Here is a 15,039-nt window from a genome sequence, read left to right as displayed (position 1 = left end):
GGTCGGCAGGTGCCTCTTTTCCTTGCGAAGGTAATTCTTTAAAAAAAGGAATATAAATTGATAAAATGGGGGCTGAGAGAACGATAGTTCTTGGTCCTTATCAGCTGCAGGTTTTGGGTAAACCCAATCGGAGAGGCAGGAATTTTCAGAGGACAGCGAAAGTATGAGTGAACAACAACCCATCACCGACCACGTCCCATCGAACCAGGATGTCGAGGTTTTACTTGCCGAATTATCGGCCATTCGGACGGAAATGATCAATGAGGCAGAACGATGTCGTCCTCTGCTGGATGCAGTCCATCCCAACTATCGTGAGAGTGCGCGTAACCTTCTCCATTACCTCGTCCTGCGCCGGCGTGATCTTCGCCTCCTCCAGCGCCGTCTATCCACCCTGGGACTTTCATCCCTGGGTCGGGCTGAGTCCTGCGTGCTGGCCACCGTCGATGCCGTCCTTGACACCCTGGATCGGTTGGTTGATACCCCCCTTTCTTCTCGGCTCAAGCAGAAGGGGACGATTCAGTTCGTCCAGGGCGCTGAACTGCTGGCCAGGCATACCGACAGTTTGCTTGGACCAGCGACTCCAGGACGAGGCGTGCGGATCATGGTGACCATGCCCACCGAGGCAGCCTATGACTACAGCCTGGTCCACAACCTGCTCCAGCGTGGCATGGATTGCATGCGGATCAATTGCGTCCGGGACGATGCCGATATCTGGCTGCGCATGATCGAACACCTGCGCCGCGCGGAACAGGCCCTCGGCCGTTCCTGCCGGGTCATGATGGATCTTGGAGGCCCTAAACTCCGAACCGGCCAATTGGAGCCCGGTCCCGCTGTGCTGCGGATACGTCTTCGTAAGGATGCGTATGGACGGGTGATTACCCCGGCGCGGCTCTGGTTGCATGCTGACGCGGCAGCGTCGCTGCCGCCGTCGCCTGCCGATGGTATTCTGCCGGTGCCTGCTGCTTGGCTTGCCCGGCTGCGGCATGGGACCCAGGTGCAATGCATCGACGTCAGAGGACGACGACGGCAAATGAGCATTGTCGATGTTACCGCGCAGGGTTGTTGGGCGGAAATGAAGCGAACAGCGTATATCGTCCCTGGCACCTGTTTGCGGTATCGGCAACAAAACAGAGATGAAGGCTGGCACGAGGCAGTGGTTGGCGATCTGCCACGAACCGAGCGGCCGATTACCCTCCAGCGCGGCGACCTGCTGACCGTGACCGCGGCGACAGTCCTCGGTCGACCGGCCAGTTACGATTCAGCCGGCTTTATCCTGACCCCGGCGATGATCGGCTGCACCGTTCCGGGGATATTTGCCGATCTTCGGGCTGGAGAATCCATCTGGTTTGATGACGGCAAGATCGGAGGGGTCATTGAAGGGGTCGAGGAAGAGCGGGTTCGCGTCCGGATAACCCATGCCCGACCAAGAGGGGAAAAACTGCGCAGCGATAAGGGGATCAATTTTCCCGAGAGCAAGCTTGCCCTGGGTGCCCTGACAGCCAAGGACCTCGAAGATCTTCATTTTGTTGCTCACCATGCCGATTTGGTGGGTCTGTCCTTTGCCAATTCCACAGCCGATGTCGAGCAGCTGCAGAGCCATCTCGAGGCCTTGACAGGTCGACAACCGGCGGTGGTGCTGAAAATTGAAACCCGCCGTGGTTTCGAGAACCTGCCTGACATGCTGTTAACCGCCATGCAGGCACCGTGCTGCGGGGTGATGATAGCCCGGGGGGACCTGGCGGTTGAATGCGGATTTGAGCGGCTGGCCGAGGTTCAGGAAGAGATCCTCTGGATCTGTGAGGCCGCCCACGTGCCGGTGATCTGGGCTACCCAGGTGCTTGAATCCCTGGCTAAAGAGGGCATGCCGTCCCGAGCTGAAATCACCGATGCCGCCATGGGCCACCGGGCGGAATGCGTCATGCTCAACAAAGGGCCCCATGTGATGACCGCGGTCCAACTGCTTGACGGGATCCTGCGTCGGATGCAAAACCATCAGACCAAGAAGCGAGCCATGTTGCGCGCCCTGCGCCTTGCCCGTTTACTGCCCAAGGGATGAAGGAGACATGAAGAGTTTTGTCAGCTGATGAACAGGCGAATGCATTTCCGGAGACACGTGACCCTTGAAAAACCGCTTGGTTTCCAAATCGATCCTCGGGGCGGACGCTTAAGTGCAGTCAAGTTGGCGAACCGCCTTTTTTGTTTACTTTCAGCCGGTTTTTTACTACCAAGACCACCATTCCCTGCCTTAACGGGTATAAATATCTTTTCCACAACACCAGACAGATTATGAACAATATCCCTTTGAACGAACGTATTATTTTTGCCCTCGATTTTTCCGACCCGGAGAAAGCCAAAGAGTGGGTGGAGAAGCTGGACGGGAGAATCAAATTTTTCAAAGTCGGCCTGCAACTGTTTCTTGCCGGGTGGTGGCCGGTGATCGATCATATCGTGGAACGAGGCAACAAGGTGATGATCGATCTCAAGTTCTTCGACATCCCGGAAACGGTCAGCCTGGCTGTGCAGCAGCTCAAAAACAGGAAGGTGACCTTTGCCACCATTCATGGCAACGATCCCATCATCAAGGCAGCGGTGCAGCACAAAAACGGAGTGAAGATCCTGGCCGTGACCGTCTTGACCAGTTTTGACGAAGCCGACATGAAGGACATGGGGTTCACCGGCACCGTTGAAGACCTGGTGCTGATGCGCTCCAGGAAAGCGATCGAGCTTGGCTGTGACGGCGTGGTGTCCTCCGTTTGGGAAGCCGGGAAACTGCGCTCCGACATTCAGAAAAACTATGTGATCGTAACTCCCGGTATCAGACCGGGGGCGAACGTCGACATTATCCAGAACGACGACCAGAAACGTATCGCCACCGCCAAGGATGCTTTCCGCAACGGAGCTGATTATGTGGTCATCGGCCGTCCCATCAGCACCTCGCCCGACCCATTGGCCACGGTCACGGATATTCAGCGCGAGATTCAGGAGGCCCTGATGGAGCAAGCCGCTCAGGGTTGAACCTGTCGGTTGCACCATAAACCACCAATCATCTTGCCCTGATTTTTGTCTCATTTTTTACATCCACCTGGCTTTATCGGGGCCACCGTTGACAACTGTTGCGGTCTTTTCGGGTCGCTCCGGCGGTGGTTATGAACTGTCGATGGGTTGGACGGTACTGGAGCACGAAAAGGCTGCGTTGACCTGGCAATCCCGCCCATGAATCTGGAGCGATGCAATGGATGATCTGTACAACCCCAAGGAACCGCTCATTCTCAGACTGCGTCTGGTGATTCACTTTTTGGTCCGTTGCCTGGCCGTTCTGATGACCCTGGTCATTTTGTGGGGGGTGGTGGATGTGGGCTGGGTGATTTACCAGAAGCTGCGGACGCCGCCTCTGATGATGATGAATATCAGCGATATGCTGGCCACCTTCGGTGCTTTTATGGCTGTTCTCATCGCTATCGAGATCTTTATCAATATCACGATTTATCTCAGGGACGATGTCATCCATGTGAAGATCGTTCTCGCCACCGCGTTGATGGCCATTGCCCGAAAAGTTATCATCATGGACGTTGAAACAACCACGACGGAGTACATGTGGGCGACCGCCGCGGTTGTTCTGGCTATGAGTATCGGCTACTACCTGGTCGTCAAAGACAGCTCCTCGACCAGGGTTGCTGGTGGTCCGCAGGATCCCTCCAGAGTTCATCTGCGCCACCATGTGGCAGCGGACGATTCCAGGGATACTGTCCAGAAGGGCGAACCGCCCGTGGGCAATGCCTAAGGGATCACATGCACCCTACACCTGCGTTTTCTGCACCCCCTCAAGCCGGATGTGGTCAGTTGGCGGATGCTGGCAACAGCACCAGTCCGGCCATCAGGCCCATTGCCTGCTGGTCGGCAGCAGGTGAATGCGCGGTTATTTTAGCAAATGGCCAGCCTGCTGCCTCGGCAAGAGCGGAAAAATTGATCCCCAATGCGGAGATCGAGGGGCGGGCCAGTTGGGCGTGGGGGCAGGGCAGGCTACGTTCAAGAACAACGCAGATTTCTTCCTGCGGACAGAACAGTTCCTTGCAGGATCCGGCGGCCAGACCCATGGTGCCCACCAGTCCCAGACGGACAGCCTCCTGTTCGACTCCAGCGGCGATGCTGTGAATGGTCCGCGTCAGGGCCGGCCTTTCGACACCCAGGAGGAGTGCGATCGGCGCATCAATCTTGAACGCCAGCATCTGCTGAAATCGGCGCAGATGTTCTCGAAAAGAAGAGGGGGGCATGGCGTGGGGGGGACACCCGGGCGCCAGTCCGTAACTGGGGCAACGGTGCGGAGCGGCACACAGGGCTGCAAAGCGTTCTTCCACCACCAGGGTTTCAACAGGAAGGAGAATGGCCGCTGTGGCGCCAAGGCTGAGGGCTTTTTCAAGCAGGAGCGTATGGATCGTTGGCATCGGCATGGCGGCTGGCTCGCAGCATTCAGATTCGTTTTTCATGGCGCAGGATCGTTATCGTGGACTTCCAGCAGCAGATCAAAGCGCATATTACCCTGCAGGGGGGCATCCACCACCATGAAGCGGCGGCGCAGGGCCGCTTCGGTTCCCAGGGCGAGGGTCTGATGGAAAATGGTTTGGCTGGGTCGGAGCATGGCATGTATTTGCGGTCAGGGGGGAAAGGAGGTACCCTCAACCCTGAATCCGTGACGGCTGGGCTCTTGTTTTGGTAATATCTTGCTGTAATCAGACTATAATTTTAGCAGTATCCTTGATAATGACCTTCACCAGCCGCCCTTCGGGGCATCCGTCTGCACGCCATCTTCATTGCCCGTAACCGCCCGATAAAGTTTACTTTAATCGAACGGTCACAGAAAATAAAGCTGACGCACGGACGAACGCTCACGGATCCAGGTCAACGATCCAGATCCAGGTTGTCGAGAAAGTAGTACATCTGCTGGAACCACCAAGGCCAGTCATGATCAACGTCATGGCCCCAGTAATCCACCCAGGTCGGGATGCGTTTATCTCTTAAGACATCATCCAGTCGTCGGGTATCTTCGAGCGTTTCTATTTCCCACGCCCCCTGGCCGACACAGACGATGATGTCGCTGCGTCGATACCAGTCAAGAAACCAAGTGTTGTTAAGACCGGGGAGATAATGCAGGGGTGAGTTGAAATAGACCGCGGGGATATCATCGGAATTCAGACCGAACTCGGCGTGATCGAGCCGATACAGGCCGCTGAGGGCAATAGTGCCGGCAAAAAGATCAGGGCGTTTGAGAAAAAAGTTGACTGCATGGTAGGCGCCCATGCTGCAGCCGTTGGCCATGACCCGGATGTCCGGCTGGTTGCAGTGGTTGCGGATGAAGGGAATGATTTCCCCCGTTACATACGCTGTATATGCTTCATGGCGGACATTGCGCGCCACCGGCGGCACCGAGAAGTGGTACCAGGACTCGGCGTCAACGCTGTCGATGCAGAACAGTTTGACCTTGCCGGCATAGATGAAATCAGCGATGGCATCGATCATGCCCATACCTTCGTAGTCGTAATACCGGCCAAGCGAACTGGGAAAAACCAGGATCGGCATACCCCAGTGACCGTAGACCTTGAAGGCCATGTCCCTTTCGAGGTTGGGACTGAACCATTGATGTTCTTCTATCTGCATACAGACACCTCTGGGGTACGGATCTGATGGATAAAGCTGATGATGTCATGGAGTCGTTGTTCATCCCGGGTGCGGAAGATATAACCGATGTCACCCAGGGCGCTGGCAAAAACTCCCGGCACCTGATCAATCCGGCAGATGTCCGCACCGTATCGATCCAGGATCTCATGGTGAGAATGGACGTAGGCCAGGTTGTTTTTTCGGCTGGCATAACAGCAGTGGTAGATCCGTTCGAAATCGATCGCCGTGCGGCCGTGGGAAAGCAGTTCCGCCCAGATACGATAGATATCGATATCGCAGGCATAATTGAACATATCGGTGGTAAAGCCGCCCGGCGGCCGCATATTGACTTCCAGGGCGGTGAAATCCTCTTTGCCCGTGTGGAAAAATTCGATGTGAAAAAAGCGCTCGCGGACATTAAAGGCGCGCAGACAGCGGCGACCAGCATCCTCCAGCGCGGTGGGAATATCACGCAATGAATAGTAGGCCAGGTGACGGGCTTCATTGACGGTCTCCATGATTCCCTGACTGAAGACGTGGGCGGTTTGGAAAATCGGTTTGCCCTCAAGGTCGCACAGGCCGTCAAAGGAATAGATGGTGCCGGAAATAAAGGCTTCCATGATGTAGTCCACTGGGGGCTTCCGAGCAAAGAAACCCAGCAGATCCTCTTCCGTATCGAGGCGGAAGGTGTCCAGGGCGCCGACACCCTGGTCGGGTTTGGCGACCACGGGGTAGCCGGTTTCGCTGATCAGGGCACGAGCCTCCTCCAGGGTGCGGACCACCCGGCCGGCGGCTACCGGGACCCCCGCCTTCCTGAATTGTTCCTTCATTTCCGATTTACGGCGGATCATGCCGATGTCACGTTCCCGCACGCCGAATACATTGAAATCATCCCGCAGGCGGGCCTCGCTTGCCAACCAGTATTCATTGAGGCTGTCGATCCGGTCGATTTTGCCGTATTTATGAGTGAAAAATCCGCAGGCCCGAACCAGGTCCGGATAGGCTTCCAGCCGGTCCACCCGGTAATATTCAGTCAGGGAACTCCGCATCTCCTCGGTAAGGGCTGCATAGGGGACGTCTCCGATACCCAGCACAGTGGCTCCAGCCTGGCGTAAGCGCAGGCAGAAAAGGTGGTACTGTGGCGGAAAATGGGGCGAAAGAAAGATGCAGTTCATGGTAACTTCGGTTCAAGGCTGATCAGTGGTTTGTCTGAAAAGAATATCTTCTACAGTTTAAGTATACCACGGGATTGCCGACCTGGTAAACCGGGGAATGCGGTATGTCGGCATGGAGGTTTTTTTCCGCTCCACTGCACTGCTGAAAATGGGGAGCTGATTCTGGTCCTTCATTCTCAAACTCAGGTATTTCTACCTGCTGCTGGTTGCCAGTTTCAGCGCCAGCCCGGCAAAGATGACAGCAGCGGTTTTGTTGAGCAGTTGTTGCGCATAGGTTGAGCGCTGGAACCAGCTGCCGATCAGACCGGCCATGAGGCTGAACATGCCGAAAACCAGCAGGGTGGAAAGGATGAACAGGCCTCCCAGTACAAAAAGCTGCAGTGGCAGGGCCCCCTTATCCGGGCTGGTGAATTGGGGCAGAAAAGCGAGGAAAAAGATCGAGACCTTGGGGTTGGTGATGTTCATGACGATGCCGCGCAGGTAAAATCGCGACAGGCGCTTCTCACGGTTTTCTGCAACAGTCAGGGAAGAGACGCCGGCACGGAACGCACCCCAGGCGAGATAGAGCAGATAGGCGGCACCGATGAATTTGAGCAGATTGAAGGCCAGGGCCGAGGCATGAAATACGGCGGCAACGCCCAGGGCCACGGCGCTGGTGTGGACAATCAGACCGGTGCACAAACCAAGGGTGACCACCAGGCCGACCTGCCGCCCCTTGATCGCCGACTGGGTCAGAACGAAAATGTTGTCCGGGCCGGGAGCGAGGGCGAGCAGCAGGGAAGCGGTGGTGAACAACAACAGCGTGCCGGGTTCAAACATCTGATTTTCCTTTCAAGGCAACGGATTGTCAGGGAGGGACAGCTTGCTGCCGTTCCTCAGCAAATTCCGCTCAGCCATTCCTGCAGGGAGCGTACCGTCGACTCTCCCGCCTGACGGGCGGCAATACCTTCCGCGGTCGCGGCGGCAGCGGCAATGGTGGTGATATAGGGGATCTTGTGCTTGATGGCGATCTTACGGATGTAGGAGTCGTCATGGGCGCTGATCTTGCCGGACGGGGTGTTGATGATGAGCTGGATTTCTCCATTTTTCACCGCGTCAACGATATTCGGTCGCCCTTCATGAACTTTAAGGATCGTCTGGGCGGTAATGCCGTTCTGCTTGAGAAAAGCAGCGGTGCCGCCGGTGGCCAACAGGCTGAATCCTTCTGCCTGCAGCCGGCGGGCAGCGGTAAGCAGGAGCGCGGTCTGGTCACGTTCGGTGACCGTGATGAGCACGGAGCCGCTCAGCGGCAGGGTGCTGTTGGCGCCATCCTGGGCCTTGTAGAAGGCAATGCCGAATGAGGCATCCATGCCCAGAACTTCACCGGTGGAACGCATTTCTGGACCCAGCACCGGATCAACTTCCGGAAACATGTTGAATGGGAAAACCGCCTCCTTGACGCCAAAGTGGGGTATATCCCGGTGGACAAGATCGCAATCACGCAGAGTTTTGCCAAGGAGGATTTCGGTGGCGATACGGGCCATGGGAATACCGCAGACTTTGGAGACCAGGGGCACTGTTCGTGAGGCGCGTGGGTTGGCTTCGAGAACATAGACCGTGTCGTTGCAGATGGCATACTGAATATTCATCAAACCCACCACCCCCATTTCACGGGCAATGGTGCGGGTATAGTCGCGGATGGTGGAGATGTGCGCTTGCGGAATCCCCACCGGTGGAATGACGCAGGCGGAATCACCGGAATGAATACCTGCCTGCTCGATGTGTTCCATCACCGCGGGAACAAAGGCATCCATGCCGTCGGCAATGGCATCGGCTTCGGCCTCGATGGCGTTTTCCAGATACCGATCGATCAGGATCGGACGATCCGGGGTGACATCCACGGCCACAGCCATGTAGTCGCGCAGCATCAGTTCGTCATAGACAATTTCCATACCGCGACCGCCGAGCACATACGAGGGGCGCACCATGAGCGGATAGCCGATCTCGGCGGCAATGGCGATGGCCTCTTGTTCATTGACCGCCATGCCGCCCGCGGCCATGGGGATACCCAGTTTCTGCATCATCTGATTGAACTGGTCACGATCTTCGGCCAGGTCAATGACCGCCGGCGAGGTCCCGAGAATGTTGACCCCGGCCTCTTCGAGTTGCCGGGCGATATTGAGCGGGGTCTGGCCGCCGAATTGACAGATCACCCCCTTGGGTTGTTCCTTGTGATAAATCTGGAGCACATCCTCAACGGTGAGTGGTTCGAAATAGAGTTTATCGGAGGTGTCATAGTCGGTTGAAACCGTTTCCGGGTTGCAGTTGACCATCACGGTTTCATATTGCATATCCCGCAGGGCAAAGGCGGCATGGACACAGCAGTAATCGAATTCAATCCCCTGGCCGATCCGGTTGGGGCCGCCGCCGAGGATCATTACCTTGTTTGGATTGGTCGAGACGGCCACCGTATCAGGAGTGTTGTAGCTGGAATAATAGTAGGCGGCATTTTCGACCCCGCTGACCGGTACGGCATGCCAGCCCTCAATCACTCCGACCCGGGTGCGCTGTTGACGAATGTCGGTCTCCTGGATGCCGAGAATCTTGGCCAGATAGGCATCGGCAAAGCCTTCTTTTTTCGCCTGGGTCAGCAAGTCCATGGGCAGTTCTCCGCCTTTATACCTGCGTATTTCCTCCTCTCGCTGCACCAGTTCCTGCATCTGTTCGAGGAACCAGCGATGGATTGAAGTCTTGCGGTGCAACTCCTCCACCGTTGCCCCTTTGCGCAGGGCTTCATACAGAACAAATTGCCGCTCGCTGGTCGGCACCGCCAGGCGGGTCATCAATTCTTCAAGCGACAGGAGATGCAGGTTATTATAGAAGCCCAGTCCGCTGCAGCCGGTTTCCAGGCCACGAACTGCTTTTTGAAAAGCCTCCTTGTACGTCTTGCCAAGGCTCATCACTTCTCCGACCGCTCTCATCTGGGTACCGAGTCTGTCCTCAACACCCCGGAATTTCTCAAAGGCCCAGCGGGCCATCTTGACCACCACATAGTCACCGGAAGGGGTGTAGAGGTCGAGACTGCCATCACGCCAGTACCTCATGTCCTTCAAGGTCAGGCCACCGGCCAGAAACGCGGAAACCAGAGCGATGGGGAAGCCGGTCGCCTTGGAGGCCAGGGCTGAAGAGCGTGAAGTGCGTGGGTTGATTTCAATTACAACCACCCGATCGCTGATTGGGTCGTGCCCGAACTGGACATTGGTACCGCCGATCACACCGATGGACTCGACAATCGCGTAGGCCGCCTGCTGTAGACGCTGTTGAAGTTCCACCGGGACGGTAAGCATGGGCGCGCAACAGAAGGAGTCACCGGTATGGACGCCCATGGGATCGATGTTTTCGATGAAACAGACCGTAATCAGGTTGTTGTCGGCATCGCGGACGACCTCCAGTTCGAGCTCCTCCCAGCCGATAACACATTCCTCAACCAGAATCTGGCCAATACGACTGGCGGCAATGCCTCGGGCGGCGACGACCTGCAGTTCCTCCTGATTGTAGACCATGCCCCCACCGGTGCCGCCCATGGTGTAGGCAGGGCGGATGACCACCGGATAGCCTAGATCATTGGCGATCCTCTTTGCATCCGCGATCGTATAGACGGCGGTGCTCCTTGGCATCTCGATACCGAGGCGATCCATTTCCTTTTTGAAGGCAATTCGGTCTTCGCCGCGCTCAATCGCTTCCAGATTGACACCAATGACCTGCACACCGTATTTTTCTAAAATCCCCAGACGTGCCAGGTCCGTTGACAGATTGAGGGCTGATTGTCCACCCAGGTTGGGCAACAGTGCGTCTGGCTGTTCACGGGCAATGATTTTTTCCAGGGTTGCCACATTGAGGGGTTCGATATAGGTGATATCGGCCATGTCCGGGTCGGTCATTATTGTGGCCGGATTGGAATTGACCAGAACAATCCGGTACCCCAGCTCGCGCAGCGCTTTGCACGCCTGTGTCCCGGAATAATCGAATTCGCAGGCCTGGCCGATTATGATCGGTCCGGAACCAATGATCAGGACCGTATGGATATCAGTGCGTTTTGGCATGGCGATTCTCCTGGTGAATGAATCGATCGGGGGGGCAATGACCGGCAGCCGTCGCGGTGACCTTGAGGGGCTTTGTTCACCGGTCAAATGCTCCTGAATCCGTGACGGCTAGACACTTTTTTTGGGTATATCTTTCTGTAATCAGGTTAAAATTGCAGCGGAATCCTTGGGGATAATCTTCGCCGGCCGCTCTTCGGGGCTTCCGTTCACACGCCATCCTCAATGCCATACCTGTCCGATAAAGTGTCCTTTAATCAAACGTGCACGGATCCAGGTGCTGGTTGTTTTTCAGACTGAGGGCGTGCGCTTTGCTGCCGTGGTGGATGCTTTTAACCGGTTTATATCACGACGCATTGCCCTGCCAGGGTATGGAGAGCAAAGGTTCCAGGTTTGCGCGAGGACGGTTAGGCCAACTAATCGAAATGAGCGTCAATGTCAAAATGATTATTCGAATTCTTTTTTGAAAGCCAGGAACTCCTGCTTCAGCGCTTCTATTTCTTCCTGGAGACGGGCGACGGTGTGTTCCAGGGCAGCGATGCGGGCGCTTTCCGTTTCCACCGTCACCATGACCGGTTCCTTGTAGGCTTTTTCCTGGTCGAGGTTTTCGGGTTCACCGGACAGCAGGTGAGCATACCGAGGTTCTTTTTTCCCAGGCTGTAGAGGCAGTTTGATAACCAAACCGGTTGATATGAGATTGTCAAGTGATTGGCCCACCTCCTCCAGGTCGTCAAAGGAAGCGAGTCTTTCGGCTCGACTGCGCAATTCCCCGGCTGTTTGGGGTGCGCGGACAAGGAGGAGGCTGAGCAGGGCAACTTCACGAATGATCAGATTTTTCTCTTTGGTCAAGGTCTGCCAATACTTTGGAACCCGGCCGGCGTCACTTTGGCAGACCATCTGCTTGGTTTTCAGAGTGTGCAGGGCTGTGGCCACTGTTTTATCATCCAGAGCAAGTACTGGGAAACGATTGGTTTTCTGATTGCACGCGTTGATGAGAGCGTTCAGGGAAAGAGGGTAATACTCAGGCGTGGCCAGCTCTTTTTCCATCAAGCTGCCGAGCAGCCGGGCTTCAATGGCATCAAGCATGATATCCATGGTTGTAATCTCTTTGATTTCCACTGTGGTAAGACGTCGCAAGGAAAGTTCAGGTCACTGAAACAGAAAAGCGCCCTTGCGGCTGAATGACGGTCTGTGAATATCCTGAATCCGTGACGGCCGGACGCTTTTTTTGGGTACATCTCACTGTAATCAAATTATAATTGCAGCGGAATCCTTGAGAGTAACCTTCACCAGCCGCCCTTCGGGACGAACGCTCACGGACTCAGGAATATGTCAGGACACCACAGGGTCGGTTTCGAAGAGATCGGTCCAGGCCAGGGCCTCGAAATAGGTCTGGACCATCGTCTCCGGAGCAATGGCAAGGCGCCTGAGATACTCGCTGCACGATTGCAGGTCGCCCTGTTCATAGGCAATAACCGTCTCCAGGTACAGGGCGAAAGGGCCCGTACGCTCACTGAGGGCCATTTTGACCTCATCGGTGAGAGGCAGCTTTTTCATAAGTTCAGGCATCGGCATGTCAAGCATGGCGTCGAGAAGCGAGAACAGGCCAAGCAGAAAGAGTTGCGAGGTGTCGAGTTCGTCCTTGCGGGGCTCGGCAAGGAGTTTACACAGTTGCGCCCGGACCATGGACAGGCGCATGAGTTCCGTGGGCTTGCCCTCGGAAAATTCGGATGCGGCAGCCAGGGAGACGAACTGGCGGACGCCGCTCTCTCCCAGGTAGAGCAGGGCGTAGCGGATGGATGTGACCTTGGTGACCAGGGAATAATAGGCGGAATTGATGTATCGCAACACCTTATAGGAAAGAGATACATCCGGGGTAATCATTTTCTCAATTTTTTTCAGGTTGATTTCCGGCCGGCATACTTCCGTCAACAGGTTGAGCAGCGTGATTTTCGAAGAATTCAGGGTTTTGTTTTTTATCACTTCGGGTTTGTTAAAAAAATATCCTTGAAAATAGGAAAAACCCAGGGACATTGCCAGATCGAATTCCTGATGACTTTCAATTTTTTCAGCAAGCCATCGAATTGCCTCAAACTGCTTGAGCCGCGCCATACCGTTGCGAATGGAGTCCTTGTCAACGGCCAGAAAATCGACTTTGACGATATGGACCCAAGGCATCAACGGGTCCATTGTTTCGTCAAAATCATAATCGTCAAGTGCGAGAATGTACCCTTTTCCGTGGAGGATCTTGCAGGCGGCGAGGACGTCGGGTGTCGGCAGAATTGATTCCAGAATTTCGATGATGCATTGTTCCCTGGGGAGGTATGTTGGCGTCTGTTGCAGGAGATGGTTTTCGGTGAAATTAATCAGGGCCCGACGACCACCGGTGATGGTCTCCAGGCCGATATTGAAAAGAACATGGGCCAGGACTGTATTGGTGGCATCGTCACCGAGAACGGAACTCGGGCAGGTATTCTCGATGCTGGAACGGTACAGAACCTCGTAGGCAAAAAGCTGTTTTTTCCTGTTAAAAACGGGTTGTCGAGCAATATAGATATCCATTGTGTCAGGGTTGGCGAGTCTTATCTGAGGCGAACTGCCCTGGTGACATGGTGGATAGGAAATTCGACTTCCGGTATGCCCGGCAACTGTCTGAAAGTGAGGACAGCCTCTACCACCACATCCTCAATCCCGTCGGGGAGTACTACCTCGATAGTTTCTTTCTTGGGAACAAAAGGATGGAGGCTGGTGTCGCGGATGAGGGTCAATTTGCGATCGGCGGCGTAAACCATAGTGTCTTCGGCATATCCCATTTTGTGCTGGGGCATGTAGATAATGTTTTTCTGAAAGAGTTCCTGCCCGTCTTGTGCCGAGACCTTGACGTCGAGGGTTACCCGGTTGGGAGAGGGGCAACCATCGGGAAAGCGATGGCCGATTCTGCTGACAACCTCAGCATCGATAACCACCATGGGAATCAGGTTGACGGCGTCCGGTTTCATCCGATAGGCGATGATGGTGAGGTTGAGGTCGATCCATTCCTGCAGTCGTGCCGATGTCTCTGCAATGTTTTGATAATTTGGTGGGAAGCTGTGGCCTCCTTCATTGCGCATGTGACAATCCTGGCAGGACTGCGTCCCACCCATGGGCACATAAAAATGCTGGTGACTGTCAAAGGTTGAGGTACACCACATCGGTTCATCGTAATGCTGAACGTTAGGTCCCTGGTGGCATTGGGCGCAGAAAATCGTATCCGCCATCATCTCGTTTTTAGCCGCTTTCGGGAACCTGCTGTCTCCATGGGGCCCGGAAAAACCGGGGCCGTAGATAGTATCGGGCCTGGGATTGCCGTCACGGAATTTACGCAGGATGGCGTTTCTGTTGTGGCAGACGATACAGGTGATCTGAAGCTTGTCCAAAACCTCTTCATCTTCGTCGATGATGGCTCTTGCTAGTTCGTTGGCAACTTCTTCCGAGGCGTCCATCATCTGGGGTAAATGGCACTCGATGCATGGTTTAAGGAATTCCCTCATCCCGGGAGCCACTTCCAGGGATTTTTTCAGTTCTGTGTCCCTGGAGAGGACATACCCTCGAAAGGTGGCAAGGGTCCTGCCAATAGGCCCATAGAGAGGGCGGGCATGGAGCGATTGTTCCCACTCTTCATAAATTTCCTGGTGGCAGACCTTGCAGCTTGAAGAGTCATACAGCTGCACAAGTTCATCCAGGGTCTGCACCTCTTGGGCCGATGAGGCGCTGGACACGGCTGCCAATATTAAAGTTGTGAGCACTCCCCATATCAGCTTCATGATCTCCTCCTGGTACTCCACGGTTGATCAGAGAACGACCCCGTCAGGGGACCGCCCGGTGGCAAAAAACAGGATTTCAAGTTCTGGTCCGTAACCGGTTTCAGTTGTCTGATATGTTTAATTTTTCTTGTGCACCCGGTGATCGGACCCATGGTTGCATCAAGGGTTGGGCAGGCAAGAGGGATCATGCAATCGTCCTCTCGGCTGGTATGGAAGCTGTTCAGGTTGTGTGACTACAGCTGGTCAATACTGATAGGCAATGGGCGGTCGGTCGGGCCGACCTTGCAGAGGTCTCGAGCGAAAAATGGCTTTGGTCGAGTGGTCTTGGAC

At 55.2% G+C, this 15,039-nt stretch carries 12 protein-coding genes; 3 read left to right on the top strand and 9 right to left on the bottom strand.

All coding sequences use genetic code 11. The features are described 5' to 3' along the window. Nucleotides 1–163: 163 nt before the first annotated feature. The 3 genes from JWG43_RS05675 to JWG43_RS05665 all read left to right on the top strand — a co-directional run bounded on the left by JWG43_RS05675 (nt 164) and on the right by JWG43_RS05665 (nt 3,781). The gene (locus tag JWG43_RS05675; protein WP_205241848.1) at nt 164–2,056 is read left to right on the top strand and encodes a pyruvate kinase; all 1,893 of its coding nucleotides are present in this window, start codon (nt 164–166) and stop codon (nt 2,054–2,056) included. 230 nt (nt 2,057–2,286) lie between these two features. After that, nucleotides 2,287–3,015, top strand: a complete 729-nt coding sequence (gene pyrF, locus JWG43_RS05670) for an orotidine-5'-phosphate decarboxylase (RefSeq protein ID WP_205241847.1) — start codon at nt 2,287–2,289, stop codon at nt 3,013–3,015. A gap of 217 nt (nt 3,016–3,232) precedes the next feature. After that, a complete protein-coding gene (locus JWG43_RS05665) occupies nt 3,233–3,781 on the top strand; it encodes a phosphate-starvation-inducible PsiE family protein (RefSeq protein WP_205241846.1) in 549 nt (182 codons plus the stop codon). A 55-nt stretch (nt 3,782–3,836) separates the two neighbouring features. On the opposite strand, the gene JWG43_RS05660 is transcribed toward JWG43_RS05665, so the two are convergent. The 9 genes from JWG43_RS05660 to extKL form a co-directional block, all read right to left on the bottom strand. Further along, nucleotides 3,837–4,484, bottom strand: coding sequence for a DUF2284 domain-containing protein (locus tag JWG43_RS05660; RefSeq protein WP_205241845.1), 648 nt, complete (start codon nt 4,482–4,484; stop codon nt 3,837–3,839). Then, complete coding sequence (locus JWG43_RS05655) at nt 4,481–4,636, bottom strand: hypothetical protein (protein WP_205241844.1); 156 nt, start codon at nt 4,634–4,636, stop codon at nt 4,481–4,483. Before JWG43_RS05655 ends, JWG43_RS05660 begins: the two co-directional genes overlap by 4 nt. Before the next feature lie 260 nt (nt 4,637–4,896). Further along, on the bottom strand, nt 4,897–5,652 hold the full coding sequence (locus JWG43_RS05650) for an esterase family protein (protein ID WP_205241843.1): 756 nt from the start codon (nt 5,650–5,652) through the stop codon (nt 4,897–4,899). After that, the gene (locus tag JWG43_RS05645; RefSeq protein WP_205241842.1) at nt 5,643–6,827 is read right to left on the bottom strand and encodes an ATP-grasp domain-containing protein; all 1,185 of its coding nucleotides are present in this window, start codon (nt 6,825–6,827) and stop codon (nt 5,643–5,645) included. The genes JWG43_RS05650 and JWG43_RS05645 overlap by 10 nt, the downstream gene beginning before the upstream one ends. 192 nt (nt 6,828–7,019) lie before the next feature. Continuing rightward, nucleotides 7,020–7,646, bottom strand: coding sequence for a LysE family translocator (locus JWG43_RS05640; RefSeq protein ID WP_205241841.1), 627 nt, complete (start codon nt 7,644–7,646; stop codon nt 7,020–7,022). 56 nt (nt 7,647–7,702) lie between these two features. Further along, complete coding sequence (carB, locus tag JWG43_RS05635; protein ID WP_205241840.1) at nt 7,703–10,909, bottom strand: carbamoyl-phosphate synthase large subunit; 3,207 nt, start codon at nt 10,907–10,909, stop codon at nt 7,703–7,705. 444 nt (nt 10,910–11,353) lie between these two features. Continuing rightward, nucleotides 11,354–12,001 carry a YceH family protein gene (locus JWG43_RS05630; protein ID WP_205241839.1) on the bottom strand — a complete coding sequence of 216 codons (648 nt, stop codon included), beginning with the start codon at nt 11,999–12,001 and terminating at the stop codon, nt 11,354–11,356. A gap of 237 nt (nt 12,002–12,238) precedes the next feature. Continuing rightward, a complete protein-coding gene (locus JWG43_RS05625) occupies nt 12,239–13,468 on the bottom strand; it encodes an EAL and HDOD domain-containing protein (RefSeq protein WP_205241838.1) in 1,230 nt (409 codons plus the stop codon). Nucleotides 13,469–13,488: 20 nt separating this feature from the next. Next, nucleotides 13,489–14,709, bottom strand: a complete 1,221-nt coding sequence (extKL, locus tag JWG43_RS05620) for a multiheme c-type cytochrome (seleno)protein ExtKL (protein ID WP_205241837.1) — start codon at nt 14,707–14,709, stop codon at nt 13,489–13,491. Nucleotides 14,710–15,039 lie beyond the last annotated feature (330 nt).

Origin of the sequence: Desulfobulbus alkaliphilus, assembly GCF_016918545.1 — a bacterium.
Lineage (GTDB): Bacteria > Desulfobacterota > Desulfobulbia > Desulfobulbales > Desulfobulbaceae > Desulfobulbus > Desulfobulbus alkaliphilus.
The sequence above is the reverse complement of the archived record's forward strand: the minus strand, read 5'-3'. Positions and strand labels throughout refer to the sequence as shown.

Bases quoted from the DNA above. Each gene is read 5' to 3' on its own strand.
- JWG43_RS05675 (WP_205241848.1), top strand. From the start codon at position 164: ATGAGTGAACAACAACCCATCACCGACCACGTCCCATCGAACCAGGAT.
- pyrF (WP_205241847.1), top strand. From the start codon at position 2,287: ATGAACAATATCCCTTTGAACGAACGTATTATTTTTGCCCTCGATTTT.
- JWG43_RS05665 (WP_205241846.1), top strand. From the start codon at position 3,233: ATGGATGATCTGTACAACCCCAAGGAACCGCTCATTCTCAGACTGCGT.
- JWG43_RS05660 (WP_205241845.1), bottom strand. From the start codon at position 4,484: ATGAAAAACGAATCTGAATGCTGCGAGCCAGCCGCCATGCCGATGCCA.
- JWG43_RS05655 (WP_205241844.1), bottom strand. From the start codon at position 4,636: ATGCTCCGACCCAGCCAAACCATTTTCCATCAGACCCTCGCCCTGGGA.
- JWG43_RS05650 (WP_205241843.1), bottom strand. From the start codon at position 5,652: ATGCAGATAGAAGAACATCAATGGTTCAGTCCCAACCTCGAAAGGGAC.
- JWG43_RS05645 (WP_205241842.1), bottom strand. From the start codon at position 6,827: ATGAACTGCATCTTTCTTTCGCCCCATTTTCCGCCACAGTACCACCTT.
- JWG43_RS05640 (WP_205241841.1), bottom strand. From the start codon at position 7,646: ATGTTTGAACCCGGCACGCTGTTGTTGTTCACCACCGCTTCCCTGCTG.
- carB (WP_205241840.1), bottom strand. From the start codon at position 10,909: ATGCCAAAACGCACTGATATCCATACGGTCCTGATCATTGGTTCCGGA.
- JWG43_RS05630 (WP_205241839.1), bottom strand. From the start codon at position 12,001: ATGGATATCATGCTTGATGCCATTGAAGCCCGGCTGCTCGGCAGCTTG.
- JWG43_RS05625 (WP_205241838.1), bottom strand. From the start codon at position 13,468: ATGGATATCTATATTGCTCGACAACCCGTTTTTAACAGGAAAAAACAG.
- extKL (WP_205241837.1), bottom strand. From the start codon at position 14,709: ATGAAGCTGATATGGGGAGTGCTCACAACTTTAATATTGGCAGCCGTG.